Source organism: Pseudomonas fluorescens, from assembly GCF_003732425.1.
Taxonomy (GTDB): Bacteria; Pseudomonadota; Gammaproteobacteria; order Pseudomonadales; family Pseudomonadaceae; genus Aquipseudomonas; species Aquipseudomonas fluorescens_BE.
The window spans coordinates 416,345-429,219 of sequence record NZ_MOBX01000014.1 but is presented as its reverse complement, the minus strand read 5'-3'; the positions used below and the strand labels follow the sequence as shown (position 1 = coordinate 429,219).

Genomic DNA, 12,875 nt, shown 5'->3' with positions numbered 1-12,875 from the left:
TCTATAAGGCCCTCAGCCTAGTTCGAAAGTGCCCTTGCCCTGTTTGCGAGTGTGCTTCCAGATGTTGCTCGATGCCCCTGTGGCGAGGGAGCTTGCTCCCGCTGGGCTGCGAAGCGGCCCCCAATCCATTATTTCAGACAGACCCAGTTCGCCGGTTTGCGACTGCTGCGCAGCCGAGCGGGAGCAAGCTCCCTCGCCACAAGGAATCCGCAAGTCATACCCTCTAAAAAAACGATATACACTCAGGCCAATCTATAAAAACCGCCCACTGGGTAACCCTCTCATGATGACCCTGCGTCAGATCCGTCACTTCATCGCCGTGGCTGAAACCGGCTCGATCTCCGCCGCCGCGCAAACCGCATTCATATCCCAATCGACCCTGACCCTGGCCATCCAGCAACTGGAAGAAGAAATCGGCGTCAGCCTGTTCAGCCGTCACGCCAAGGGCATGACCCTTACGCATCAAGGTCATCAATTCCTGCGCCAGGCTCACCTGATTCTGGCGACCGTGGATAACGCCAAGCGCAGCCTGCAACAGAGCACCGACCAGGTTGCCGGGCAGTTGATCGTTGGCGTGACCAGCCTGGTCGCCGGATATTATCTGGCGGATTTGCTCACACGATTCCAACGCGCCTATCCCAATGTCGAGATCCGCGTGATGGAAGACGAGCGGCCCTATATCGAGCATTTGCTGGTCAGCGGCGAGATCGATGTCGGCGTGCTGATTCTGTCCAACCTCGAAGATCGCCACGCCCTGCAGACTGAAGTGCTGACCCACTCGCCACACCGGTTGTGGCTGCCGGCCCAGCACCCGTTGCTGGAACATGACAGCATCAACCTCGCCGACGTCGCCCGCGAGCCGTTGATTCAGCTCAACGTCGATGAGATGGATCGCAATGCTCAACGTTTATGGCGTGGCGCCGGGCTGCAACCGAAGATCACCCTCAGAACCGCCTCCACCGAAGCCGTGCGAAGTCTGGTCGCCGCCGGTCTCGGCGTGTCGATCCAGCCAGACATGACCTATCGCCCATGGTCACTGGAGGGCGACATCATCGAAGCGCGACCCATCGCCGACCTTAACCAGACCCTCGACGTCGGCCTTGCCTGGCGCCGTGGCACCGCGCGCCCGGCGCTGGTCGACCCATTCCTGACCGTGGCCCGCGAACAACCCCACGGCGGACGCAAGCCATCTATTTAATCGAATGGCACCTTCAGTATTTAGAATTTGTCGACCTCGGAGCCGCGCACTAGTCTTGCTGCATCTATAAGACGGTCGGCTCCCGGGCACGGGAGCAACAATGGCCACACAAGAAAAGAGATCGCGGAAAATGGCTGGCGCGCAAACCCCGATGTGTACTGCGTTGTTGATCGATGGCGAACTGGTCGCCGGGCAGGGTTTTGTCGAACCGATCCTCAACCCGGCCACCGGGGAAATCCTCACCCACATTGCCGAGGCCAGCACCGAGCAAGTCGAAGCCGCCATCCTCGCCGCCCACCGCGCCTTTGCCGAATGGTCGCGCACCACGCCGCAGCAACGTTCGAACCTGTTGCTGGATATCGCCAACGCCGTTGAACAACATGCCGACCACCTCGCCCGCCTCGAATCGCTGAACTGCGGCAAGCCGTTGCACCTGGCGCGTCAAGACGATTTGACGGCGACCGTCGATGTGTTCCGTTTCTTCGCCGGCGCCGTGCGTTGCCAGACCGGTCAGCTCAGCGGCGAATACCTGCCGGGCTATACCAGCATGGTGCGTCGCGATCCGATTGGCGTGGTCGCCTCGATTGCGCCGTGGAATTACCCGATCATGATGGCCGCGTGGAAAATCGCCCCGGCCCTCGCCGCCGGCAACACGCTGGTGTTCAAACCCTCCGAACACACGCCGCTGTCGATCCTCGCCCTGGCACCCGCACTGGCCGAAATCCTCCCGCGCGGGGTGATCAACATCATCTGCGGTGGTGGCGAAGGCGTCGGCAGCCATTTGGTTGGCCACGCCAAGGTGCGCATGGTGTCGCTGACCGGCGATATCGTCACCGGGCAGAAAATCCTCCAGGCCGCCGCGAAAACCCTGAAACGCACGCACCTCGAACTCGGCGGCAAAGCCCCGGTGATTGTCTGCAACGACGCCGATATTCAAGCCGTGGTCGAAGGCGTGCGCACTTACGGTTACTACAACGCCGGGCAGGACTGCACCGCTGCCTGCCGGATTTACGCGCAGGCCGGGATTCACGACAAATTGGTCGCCGAACTCGGCGCGGCCGTCAGCAGCCTGCGCTTCGCCGGCAAACGTGATGCCGACAACGAGATCGGCCCGCTGATCAGCACCCGTCAGCGCGACCGCGTCGCCAGTTTTGTCGAGCGCGCCCTCGGCCAGCCGCACATCGAACGTGTGACCGGTGCGGCGGTGCATTCCGGCGCCGGTTTCTACTATCAACCGACGCTGCTCGCCGGTTGCAAACAGAGCGACGAAATCGTCCAGCGCGAAGTGTTCGGTCCGGTGGTCACCGTGACCCGTTTCGACGAACTCGCACAAGCGGTCGACTGGGCCAACGACTCCGAATACGGCCTCGCCTCGTCGGTGTGGACACAGAATCTGGACAAGGCCATGCAGGTTGCCGCGCGCTTGCAGTACGGCTGCACGTGGATCAACAGCCATTTCATGCTGGTCAGCGAAATGCCTCACGGCGGGCTGAAACGTTCGGGTTACGGCAAAGACTTATCCACTGATTCGCTGCAGGACTACAGCGTGGTGCGGCACATCATGGCCCGCCACGGCCAGCATCTCTGACTACGCTAATAACAAGCCGCCAACGGCATGCTTCACCGCGTTCACAACTGCCCCGACCATAATTTAAAGAAGAGGGTTCAACCATGTTCGTGCACAAGACCGCACTGTTCAGTGCAATCACCACGGCCCTGCTGGCCAGCGCCAGCCTTTCAGCCGCCGAGCCACTGAAGGCTGTCGGCGCTGGCGAAGGTCAGCTGGATATCGTTGCGTGGCCGGGTTACATCGAACGTGGCGAGAGCGACAAGGCCTACGACTGGGTGACCGGTTTCGAAAAAGAAACCGGCTGTAAGGTCAATGTGAAGACGGCGGCGACCTCGGACGAAATGGTCAGCCTGATGGCCAAGGGCGGTTACGACCTGGTCACCGCGTCGGGCGATGCGTCGTTGCGGTTGATCGTCGGCAAGCGTGTGCAACCGATCAACACTGCGTTGATCCCGAACTGGAACACCCTCGACCCACGCTTGAAAGATGCACCGTGGTACGTGGTCAACCAGCAGACTTACGGCACTCCGTACCAGTGGGGTCCGAACGTGCTGATGTACAACACCAACGTGTTCAAGACCGCGCCGACCAGTTGGAACGTGGTGTTTGCCGCGCAGGATCTGCCCGATGGCAAGCCGAACAAGGGCCGCGTGCAGGCCTATGACGGCCCGATCTACATCGCCGACGCGGCGTTGTATCTGAAATCGACCAAGCCTGAACTGGGTATCAAGGATCCGTATCAACTGACCGAAGATCAATACAAAGCCGTGCTCGATCTGTTGCGCGCGCAGCAGCCGCTGATCCATCGCTACTGGCACGACACCACGGTGCAGATGAGTGACTTCAAAAACGAAGGCGTGGTCGCCTCCAGCGCCTGGCCGTATCAGGTCAACGGCTTGATGAACGAGAAACAGCCGATTGCTTCGACCATTCCCAAAGAAGGCGCCACTGGCTGGGCTGATACCACCATGCTCCACGCCGAGGCCAAGCACCCGAACTGCGCGTACAAGTGGATGGACTGGTCGCTGAAGCCGAAGGTCCAGGGTGATGTGGCGGCGTGGTTCGGTTCGTTGCCGGCGGTACCGGCGGCGTGCAAGGAGAGCGAATTGCTCGGCGCGGAAGGTTGCAAGACCAACGGTTTCGACCAGTTCGACAAGATCGCCTTCTGGAAAACCCCGCAGGCTGAGGGCGGCAAGTTTGTGCCGTACAGCCGCTGGACCCAGGATTACATCGCGATCATGGGCGGCAGGTAAGCCCCTTCAAGATCAAAAGATCGCAGCCTTCAGCAGCTCCTACACCGACCGCGAGCACCGAAAATTCAGCGTCCGGCACACATCCTGTAGGAGCTGCCGAAGGCTGCGATCTTTTCGACGCAACACCTGATCATTCTTTGAAAGCCTGCTTTACCGGAGCACCGCACCATGACGCTTGCAGTCCAGTTCACCAACGTTTCCCGGCAGTTCGGCGAAGTGAAGGCCGTTGACCGGGTTTCCATCGATATCCAGGACGGCGAGTTCTTTTCCATGCTCGGCCCTTCCGGCTCGGGCAAAACCACCTGCCTGCGCCTGATCGCCGGGTTCGAACAACCGAGCGCCGGCTCAATTCGCATTCACGGCGCCGAAGCGGCCGGTCTGCCGCCGTATCAACGTGACGTAAACACCGTATTCCAGGATTACGCGCTATTCCCGCACATGAACGTCCTCGATAACGTCGCCTACGGCTTGAAGGTCAAAGGTGTCGGCAAAACCGAACGGCACAAACGCGCTGAAGAGGCTCTGGACATGGTCGCCCTCGGCGGTTACGGCGCACGCAAACCGGTGCAGTTGTCCGGCGGTCAGCGCCAGCGGGTGGCCCTCGCCCGCGCCTTGGTCAATCGTCCGCGCGTGTTGTTGCTCGATGAACCTTTGGGTGCGCTCGATTTGAAACTGCGCGAACAGATGCAAAGCGAACTGAAGAAGCTGCAACGCCAGCTCGGCATCACGTTCATCTTCGTCACCCACGATCAAACCGAAGCGCTGTCGATGTCCGACCGCGTCGCCGTGTTCAACAAGGGCCGTATCGAACAGGTCGACACGCCGCGCAATCTGTACATGAAACCCACCACCACTTTCGTCGCCGAATTTGTCGGTACCTCGAACGTGATTCGTGGCGATCTGGCGCGTCAGCTCAGCGGTCACCCGCAGCCGTTTTCGATCCGTCCGGAACACGTGCGGTTTGCCGAAGGCCCGTTGGCCAGCCACGAGATTGAAGTCAGCGGATTGCTCCACGACATTCAATATCAAGGCAGTGCAACGCGCTATGAACTGACGCTGGAAAACGGCCAGACCCTGAGCATCAGCCACGCCAATAATCAGTGGATCGACAGCAGCGCACAGCACCAGACCGGCCAGCGTCTGAGTGCGCGCTGGGCACGGGAAGCGATGGTTCCGCTGCACGACACCGTTGCCGGCGGGGTGTGACATGAGCACGCTCGCGATGACTCCATCACCGCCGTTGCGTAGGTTTTCCAACCTGCTCTATCGCAAGCCGAACCTGTATTTGTCGATGCTGCTGGTGCCGCCACTGCTGTGGTTTGGCGCGATCTATCTCGGCTCGTTGCTGGTGCTGTTGTGGCAAGGCTTCTACACCTTCGACGACTTCACCATGGCGGTCACTCCGGACCTGACCCTGGCGAACTTTGCCGCGCTGTTTCAGCCGTCGAACTTCGACATCATCCTGCGCACGCTGAGCATGGCCATCGTCGTGTCGATCGCCAGCGCCATCGTCGCCTTCCCGATCGCCTACTACATGGCGCGCTACACCACCGGAAAGACCAAGGCGTTTTTCTACATCGCAGTGATGATGCCGATGTGGGCCAGTTACATCGTCAAGGCTTACGCGTGGACGTTGCTGCTGGCCAAGGGCGGTGTGGCGCAATGGTTCGTGCAGCACTTGGGACTGGAGCCGGTACTGCAGTTCATTCTGGGGATTCCCGGGGTGGGCGGCAGCACCTTATCGACCTCGCACCTGGGGCGGTTCATGGTGTTCGTTTACATCTGGCTGCCGTTCATGATCCTGCCGATTCAGGCATCGCTGGAGCGTCTGCCGCCGTCGCTGTTGCAGGCTTCAGCCGACCTTGGCGCCAAGCCGCGCCAGACCTTTATGCAGGTGATCTTGCCGCTGTCGATTCCGGGCATAGCGGCGGGATCGATCTTCACGTTTTCGCTGACGCTGGGCGACTTCATCGTGCCGCAACTGGTCGGGCCGCCGGGGTACTTCGTCGGCAGCATGGTGTACGCGCAGCAAGGGGCGATCGGCAACATGCCGATGGCGGCGGCGTTCACGCTGGTGCCGATTGTGTTGATCGCGGTTTACCTGTCCATCGTCAAACGTCTGGGGGCCTTCGATGCGCTCTGAGAAAGCCTCTATTGGCCTGAAAATCGCAGCCTGGGGCGGGTTGGTGTTTCTGCACTTCCCGATCCTCATCATCTTTCTTTACGCCTTCAACACCGAGGAAGCGGCGTTCAGCTTTCCGCCTAAAGGCTTCACGCTGCACTGGTTCAGCGTGGCGTTTTCGCGGCCGGATGTTTTGGAGGCGATCAAGCTCTCGCTGCAGATCGCTGCTATCGCAACGTTGATTGCGATGGTGCTCGGCACGTTGGCTTCGGCGGCGTTGTACCGCCGCGACTTCTTCGGCAAGCAGGGCATTTCGCTGATGCTGATTTTGCCGATTGCGCTGCCGGGGATCATCACCGGGATCGCGCTGCTGGCAACCTTCAAGACGCTGGGGATCGAGCCGGGGATGTTCACCATCATCGTCGGCCACGCGACCTTCTGCGTGGTGATCGTCTACAACAACGTCATCGCCCGCCTGCGCCGTACCTCGCACAGCCTGATCGAAGCCTCGATGGACCTCGGCGCCGACGGCTGGCAGACCTTTCGCTACATCATCCTGCCGAACCTCGGCTCGGCGTTGCTGGCCGGCGGCATGCTGGCGTTTGCGCTGTCGTTCGACGAAATCATCGTCACCACGTTTACCGCCGGGCATGAACGCACGTTGCCGTTGTGGCTGCTCAATCAGCTGAGCCGGCCACGGGATGTGCCGGTGACCAACGTCGTCGCCATGCTGGTGATGATGGTGACCATGTTGCCGATCCTCGGCGCGTATTACCTGACGCGGGGTGGCGAAAGCGTCGCCGGTAGTGGCGGCAAATAACCGAATAACTGAAGAAACCGGATTCCCCTGTAGGAGCTGCCGAAGGCTGCGATCTTTTGATCTTGACCTTCAAAGCAACATCAAAAGATCGCAGCCTTCGGCAGCTCCTACGGGGTCCGGTTTCGGCAGAAAAATAATAGATTCGAAGAGGACAAAACCATGCAAACCAAACTCTTGATCAACGGCCAACTGGTCAACGGCGAAGGCCCGGCGCAACCGGTGCTCAACCCTTCGCTTGGCGAAGTCCTGGTAGACATCAACGAAGCCAGCGAAGCCCAGGTCGATGCCGCCGTGCGCGCTGCCGACAACGCCTTCGCCGACTGGTCGCAAACCGCGCCGAAAGACCGCTCGCTGCTGCTGCTCAAACTCGCCGACGCCATCGAAGCCCACGGCGAAGAACTGGCCAAACTGGAATCCGACAACTGCGGCAAACCCTACAGCGCCGCGCTCAATGACGAGATCCCGGCGATTGCCGACGTGTTCCGTTTCTTCGCCGGCGCCAGCCGTTGCATGAGCGGTTCGGCGGCGGGCGAATACCTGCCCGGCCATACCTCGATGATCCGCCGCGATCCGGTCGGCGTGATCGCCTCCATCGCGCCGTGGAACTATCCGCTGATGATGGTTGCCTGGAAGATCGCTCCAGCATTGGCCGCCGGTAATACCGTGGTGCTCAAGCCGTCGGAACAAACCCCGCTGACCGCGTTGCGTCTGGCCGAACTGGCGTCGGAAATCTTCCCGGCCGGTGTCCTCAATCTGGTGTTTGGCCGCGGTCCTACCGTGGGCAGTCCATTGGTTACGCACCCGAAAGTGCGCATGGTCTCGCTGACTGGCTCGATCGCCACCGGTTCGAACATCATTTCCAGCACCGCCGACAGCGTCAAACGCATGCACATGGAGCTGGGTGGCAAGGCGCCGGTGATCATTTTCGATGACGCCGATATCGATGCTGCAGTGGAAGGTATTCGCACCTTTGGTTTCTACAACGCTGGGCAGGATTGCACCGCTGCGTGCCGGATCTATGCGCAGCAGGGCATTTACGACAAGTTTGTCGAGAAGCTCGGCGCGGCGGTCAGCAGCATCAAGTATGGCTTGCAGGATGATCCGTCGACTGAACTGGGGCCGTTGATCACTGCGCAACATCGCGATCGTGTTGCCGGGTTTGTCGAGCGTGCTGTGGCACAGCCGCACATTCGCTTGATCACTGGTGGCAAGGCTGTTGAAGGCAACGGCTTCTTCTTCGAACCGACGGTGCTGGCCGATGCGCAGCAGGACGACGAAATCGTCCGTCGCGAAGTGTTTGGGCCGGTGGTTTCGGTGACCAAATTCACTGATGAAGCGCAGGCGCTGGAGTGGGCCAACGAATCGGACTACGGCCTCGCTTCCTCGGTGTGGACCGCGGATGTAGGACGTGCGCATCGCCTATCGGCACGCTTGCAATACGGCTGCACCTGGGTGAACACGCACTTCATGCTGGTCAGCGAAATGCCCCATGGCGGTCAGAAACTGTCCGGTTACGGCAAGGACATGTCCATGTATGGGTTGGAGGACTACACCACGGTTCGGCATGTGATGTTCAAGCATTAAAAAAGCATCGCGAGCAGGCCTGGTTTATATGTGGATTGGCAAGCCGTATGACCATGGGAAGGCGCCGGCTGGGGATGCCTGGAAGGTGAGTCGCTAAGAGTTTTTGACCTCGGCACCGACAAGGTGCCGGGGTTCAGGAAAGCCGAGAAAAACCATCAAAAAGAAAGCTCTGCCTGATCGTGTTTCAGCAAGGAAATACGATCGAACAATTTGATTTTTTCGTTGGCTTTTTGCTTGGCGTGATCGGACATGAATGCAATCAACTCTTCTAGCTGACTGACGTCTCCGACGACTTTGAATTCCTTTTCCTTGTTGACGAAAACAAGCGACTTCTTCTTTCTCGACAACAATTCAATGACATTGCTGAGCGTACCGGTGCTCTTTGCATCCCAGATCATCAAGCCGTAGTCGGCTGCTTCGGCCATGACGACGTCTTTCTCGGTGAAGAAAGCTCTCGACCCTTTAGAATGTTTGGAGTCGACTGTTCTGGCGGGCCACTGCCCAAGGTTATTCCGCGGCGTTGAACCACTGCAGAACACCGTGGTTCTGGATCGTTCGAGGCTCAACAGGTACTCCTGAATGGAGGTATCGGCCCCCCCTGCATCACCCACCACCACCTCAAAATCAGACGCAACGATATTATTGATACGCTCTTTAACCTTCGGATCAAGGTTCTTGATATTGATAGAGCCGGCAATAAATACAGTGGTCATTGAGTTCAAATCATCTGCAGCGCTTCTAGAGATTCATATGAATAACGGAAAAAATGCCGGTCAGGATGAGCTCACCGTCATCAGTGCAAAATCAGGCATTTCCTACAGATACGGCCTTCTTGAAAAAGCCCCATTTCCTACGCTGTGCGTCGAAAGAGTAGACTTGTCGCCGCAAGCGCCTGACCGATAGGCTTCATCCCGTCGCTGTTAATTCAGCGACCCGGGGTCGAAGCCGGAACATCATCAACATGACGCTCTGCGCCCACCATAGAAACCCAGGCATTTCTGTCTGTCAGTTTCGCTTTATGGCGGGCCGTGTGGCGCGGGCCTCTCGGCTTACATGTTGATCGAGAATGTTCCGACTTCGAACGCCGCACGGTTCGCCACCCAGATCTTTCGAAGGATTCGTGGCGGCTCTCATTTCAACATGGAGTCAGAAATGCATACGTCAAATTCAGCTGAAACACACTCGCACTTCACCCCCACCATCTTCACCCGCCATAACCGCTTCCTCCACGCCTTCATGCAAGATCACGAAGCCTGGTTCTGCGTCCAGGATCTCGGTCGTCTGATGGGCTATCCGCTGAACGAACGCCTCACTCTGAAACTCGATCCCGACCAGCGTCGCAATGTCCTCCTGCGCAAGGACGGCGAAATCGTCGACTGCGCGATGGTCAGCGAATCCGGCCTGTTCGCCCTGCTCGTTCATCACTTCGTCCCGGAAAACCGTTACCTGCGCCAATGGCTGAGCCATGAAGTCATCCCGATGCTGCGCGAAAGCCAATCAAACCCTGCAGAAAACCACCCGAGCCTGAGTTCGATGCGTTGGGCGGGCGTCACCGTGCCGTTGCTGCACTGGCAACAGCAGGCGTGGGTCAAATGGCGGGATGTGCCGGAGTTGATGCACGGCCAGCGGCCGTATCCGGTTTCAGGAGCCTGTAGCTGAAGTCCATTCAATAAAAAAACCTGTGGCGAGGGAGCTTACTCCCGCTGGGTCGCGCAGCGGCCCCTCTACAAAAAGCAGGGGACTGCTGCGCAGTCCAGCGGGAGCAAGCTCCCTCGCCACAGGTCCAGCGTTTAAACCTCTAGACGAGTTGTTTTGCAGATGAGATCGCCAATCACTGAAATGTCCCACGTTCTAGAAGTCATCCCAAGTGATGAGTTCTTCGCAGAGTGTTACCTAAAGCAAATCAGCGTAGCCATGCGCCAGGAAGCAATAAAAGTTGGCATCGCCGATGCCGACGCAGGCAATTTGATTGACCTGGCCACCGTAAAAGCCAAATGGCTTTCACAGTGCCCACCCCAGCGTTAAAACCGCGAAACACTCCGCATCGCATCCACCAGATACCTCATCGCAATCCGGTCATTCTCCGAAAGCTCCCGATAACGCTCCACCAGCTTCACTTCGTCAGAGCTGAGCCGACGTCTTTTGCGGCCGCTGCCGAGGCAGGGAAAGATGCCCAGCATGTCGGTGATACCTTGTATTTTTGCCATGGACGATGTCCTTCTCTAATACGTCAAAGAACTGCTAAACCACCACATCGCCCTGCCCCTTACAGCAGTGTCGTGTGCCTTACCGGCTCTTTTGGCTGCACCGGTCATGCCCATAGAATAGAAATTAAATCGGCGCTGAAAAGCGGTTTTTAGAGTAATTAGTCGAAAAAAGCAGATATGCCGTGTAAATCAGAACGCCCTGTCAGATTTTTAACCGACATGTCTTGTTTCATTGACACACTTACGCGGTGAATCAACGAATTTTGCATTGCGAGCGAACCGTTTAAGCTAGCGGGCATCTGTTAATAGTCCGTTGCGTTTGGCCGAAGGCTTGTCCGAACCGTTATTTCTGATCCAGCACGTGCCAGGAACGGCGCGGGATTGCACACGACAGGTTGTATTTATGCACCGCAGGAATTTGCTCAAAGCGTCCATGGCCATTGCGGCTTACACCGGTCTTTCGGCCACCGGCCTGCTGGCCACCCGTGCCTGGGCGGCCAATGGCGGCGCTGCCGATGGTGAGGCGCAGGCGTTCGACTTCGAAGCGCTGAAGCGCCAGGCCAAGCAACTGGCCGGCAACGCTTATCAGGACACCAAACAGGTGCTGCCGCCGACACTGGCGACCATGACCCCGCAGAACTTCAACGCGATCCGCTACGACGGCGAGCATTCGCTGTGGAAGGAGAACAAGGGCCAACTGGACGTGCAGTTCTTCCATGTCGGCATGGGGTTCCGTCAGCCGGTGCGCATGTACAGCGTCGATCCCAAGACCCGCACCGCCCGCGAGGTGCATTTCCGCCCGGCGCTGTTCAACTATGAGAACACTTCGGTCGACACGCAGCAGTTGAAAGGCGATCTGGGTTTCGCCGGCTTCAAACTGTTCAAGGCGCCGGAACTGGATCGCCATGACGTGGTGTCGTTCCTCGGCGCCAGTTATTTCCGCGCGGTGGATGCGACTGGCCAATATGGCCTCTCCGCTCGCGGCCTGGCGATCGACACTTACGCCAAGAAGCGCGAAGAATTCCCCGACTTCACCAAGTTCTGGTTCGAGACCCCGGACCAAAACGCCACGCGTTTTGTCGTCTACGCGCTGCTCGACTCGCCGAGCGCGACCGGCGCCTATCGCTTCGACATCGATTGCCAGGCCGAGCGCGTGGTGATGGAAGTCGACGCACACATCAATGCGCGCACCGCCATCGAACAACTGGGCATCTCGCCGATGACCAGCATGTTCAGCTGCGGCACCCACGAGCGCCGCATGTGCGACACCATTCACCCGCAAATCCACGACTCGGATCGCCTGGCGATGTGGCGCGGCAATGGCGAGTGGATCTGCCGTCCGCTGAACAACCCGGCGACCCTGCAGTTCAACGCGTTTGCCGACACCGATCCGAAGGGTTTCGGTCTGGTACAGACCGATCATGAATTCGCCAACTATCAGGACACCGTCGACTGGTACAGCAAGCGCCCGAGCCTGTGGGTAGAACCGACCACCGCGTGGGGCGAAGGCTCGATCGATCTGCTGGAAATCCCGACCACCGGCGAGACCCTCGATAACATCGTGGCGTTCTGGACACCGAAAAAACCGGTGGCTGCCGGGGATTCGCTGAACTATGGCTACAAGCTTTACTGGAGCGCGCTGCCACCCGTGGGCACGCCGTTGGCCCGCGTACACGCGACCCGTTCCGGCATGGGCGGCTTCACCGAAGGCTGGGCGCCGGGCGAGCATTACCCGCCGGTCTGGGCGCGTCGTTTTGCCGTGGATTTCACTGGTGGCGGTCTGGATCGACTGCCGCAGGGCACCGGGATTGAACCGGTAGTGACGTGCTCGAACGGCAAGGTGCAGGACTTCAGCGTGCTGGTGCTGGATGACATCAAGGGTTACCGGATCCTGTTCGACTGGTACCCGACCAATGACAGCGTGGAGCCGGTGGAACTGCGCCTGTTTATCCGCACCAATGACCGCACGCTGAGCGAGACGTGGTTGTACCAGTACTTCCCGCCGGCGCCGGATAAGCGTAAATACCCTTGAGGGTTATGTAGCACCTGATTGGGCCTCATCGCGAGCAGGCTCACTCCTACAGTTGATCTGTGTCGAACACGTATTTTGTGAACGACACA

The 12,875-nt window shown here is 59.0% G+C and carries 11 protein-coding genes; 9 read left to right on the top strand and 2 right to left on the bottom strand.

Features of this window, described 5'->3' with window-relative positions; all coding sequences use genetic code 11:
• The first annotated feature begins 283 nt into the window (after positions 1 to 283).
• The 7 genes from BK670_RS19010 (at position 284) to BK670_RS18980 (ending at position 8,547) form a co-directional block, all read left to right on the top strand.
• Complete coding sequence (locus BK670_RS19010; RefSeq protein WP_007967749.1) at positions 284 to 1,198, top strand: LysR family transcriptional regulator; 915 nt, start codon at positions 284 to 286, stop codon at positions 1,196 to 1,198.
• Positions 1,199 to 1,328: 130 nt separating this feature from the next.
• The gene (locus BK670_RS19005) at positions 1,329 to 2,786 is read left to right on the top strand and encodes a gamma-aminobutyraldehyde dehydrogenase (protein ID WP_123451974.1); all 1,458 of its coding nucleotides are present in this window, start codon (positions 1,329 to 1,331) and stop codon (positions 2,784 to 2,786) included.
• Positions 2,787 to 2,869: 83 nt separating this feature from the next.
• On the top strand, positions 2,870 to 4,021 hold the full coding sequence (gene ydcS, locus BK670_RS19000; protein ID WP_123451972.1) for a putative ABC transporter substrate-binding protein YdcS: 1,152 nt from the start codon (positions 2,870 to 2,872) through the stop codon (positions 4,019 to 4,021).
• 168 nt (positions 4,022 to 4,189) lie between these two features.
• A complete protein-coding gene (locus BK670_RS18995) occupies positions 4,190 to 5,227 on the top strand; it encodes an ABC transporter ATP-binding protein (RefSeq protein ID WP_123451970.1) in 1,038 nt (345 codons plus the stop codon).
• Between the two features lies 1 nt (position 5,228).
• A complete protein-coding gene (locus tag BK670_RS18990) occupies positions 5,229 to 6,164 on the top strand; it encodes an ABC transporter permease (RefSeq protein ID WP_123451968.1) in 936 nt (311 codons plus the stop codon).
• Positions 6,154 to 6,963, top strand: coding sequence for an ABC transporter permease (locus tag BK670_RS18985; protein WP_123451966.1), 810 nt, complete (start codon positions 6,154 to 6,156; stop codon positions 6,961 to 6,963). Before BK670_RS18990 ends, BK670_RS18985 begins: the two co-directional genes overlap by 11 nt.
• Positions 6,964 to 7,122: 159 nt before the next feature.
• A complete protein-coding gene (locus BK670_RS18980; RefSeq protein ID WP_123451964.1) occupies positions 7,123 to 8,547 on the top strand; it encodes a gamma-aminobutyraldehyde dehydrogenase in 1,425 nt (474 codons plus the stop codon).
• Between the two features lie 155 nt (positions 8,548 to 8,702).
• Here the strand turns inward: BK670_RS18980 and BK670_RS18975 are convergent, their stop codons facing one another.
• Complete coding sequence (locus tag BK670_RS18975; RefSeq protein ID WP_123451962.1) at positions 8,703 to 9,260, bottom strand: hypothetical protein; 558 nt, start codon at positions 9,258 to 9,260, stop codon at positions 8,703 to 8,705.
• Positions 9,261 to 9,699: 439 nt separating this feature from the next.
• On the opposite strand from BK670_RS18975, the gene BK670_RS18970 reads away from it, so the two are divergent.
• Positions 9,700 to 10,206, top strand: coding sequence for a BRO-N domain-containing protein (locus BK670_RS18970; RefSeq protein WP_123451960.1), 507 nt, complete (start codon positions 9,700 to 9,702; stop codon positions 10,204 to 10,206).
• A 362-nt stretch (positions 10,207 to 10,568) separates the two neighbouring features.
• Here BK670_RS18970 and BK670_RS18955 read toward each other — a convergent pair whose 3' ends face one another.
• Positions 10,569 to 10,754 carry a hypothetical protein gene (locus BK670_RS18955; RefSeq protein WP_007908956.1) on the bottom strand — a complete coding sequence of 62 codons (186 nt, stop codon included), beginning with the start codon at positions 10,752 to 10,754 and terminating at the stop codon, positions 10,569 to 10,571.
• A 403-nt stretch (positions 10,755 to 11,157) separates the two neighbouring features.
• Here BK670_RS18955 and BK670_RS18950 point away from each other — a divergent pair, with 403 nt between their 5' ends.
• Positions 11,158 to 12,786, top strand: coding sequence for a glucan biosynthesis protein D (locus tag BK670_RS18950; protein WP_123451956.1), 1,629 nt, complete (start codon positions 11,158 to 11,160; stop codon positions 12,784 to 12,786).
• Positions 12,787 to 12,875: the final 89 nt, after the last annotated feature.

What these genes read in the sequence shown, in the direction of transcription:
- BK670_RS19010 (WP_007967749.1), top strand. Translation starts at nt 284, where the DNA reads ATGATGACCCTGCGTCAGATCCGTCACTTCATCGCCGTGGCTGAAACC.
- BK670_RS19005 (WP_123451974.1), top strand. Translation starts at nt 1,329, where the DNA reads ATGGCTGGCGCGCAAACCCCGATGTGTACTGCGTTGTTGATCGATGGC.
- ydcS (WP_123451972.1), top strand. Translation starts at nt 2,870, where the DNA reads ATGTTCGTGCACAAGACCGCACTGTTCAGTGCAATCACCACGGCCCTG.
- BK670_RS18995 (WP_123451970.1), top strand. Translation starts at nt 4,190, where the DNA reads ATGACGCTTGCAGTCCAGTTCACCAACGTTTCCCGGCAGTTCGGCGAA.
- BK670_RS18990 (WP_123451968.1), top strand. Translation starts at nt 5,229, where the DNA reads ATGAGCACGCTCGCGATGACTCCATCACCGCCGTTGCGTAGGTTTTCC.
- BK670_RS18985 (WP_123451966.1), top strand. Translation starts at nt 6,154, where the DNA reads ATGCGCTCTGAGAAAGCCTCTATTGGCCTGAAAATCGCAGCCTGGGGC.
- BK670_RS18980 (WP_123451964.1), top strand. Translation starts at nt 7,123, where the DNA reads ATGCAAACCAAACTCTTGATCAACGGCCAACTGGTCAACGGCGAAGGC.
- BK670_RS18975 (WP_123451962.1), bottom strand. Translation starts at nt 9,260, where the DNA reads ATGACCACTGTATTTATTGCCGGCTCTATCAATATCAAGAACCTTGAT.
- BK670_RS18970 (WP_123451960.1), top strand. Translation starts at nt 9,700, where the DNA reads ATGCATACGTCAAATTCAGCTGAAACACACTCGCACTTCACCCCCACC.
- BK670_RS18955 (WP_007908956.1), bottom strand. Translation starts at nt 10,754, where the DNA reads ATGGCAAAAATACAAGGTATCACCGACATGCTGGGCATCTTTCCCTGC.
- BK670_RS18950 (WP_123451956.1), top strand. Translation starts at nt 11,158, where the DNA reads ATGCACCGCAGGAATTTGCTCAAAGCGTCCATGGCCATTGCGGCTTAC.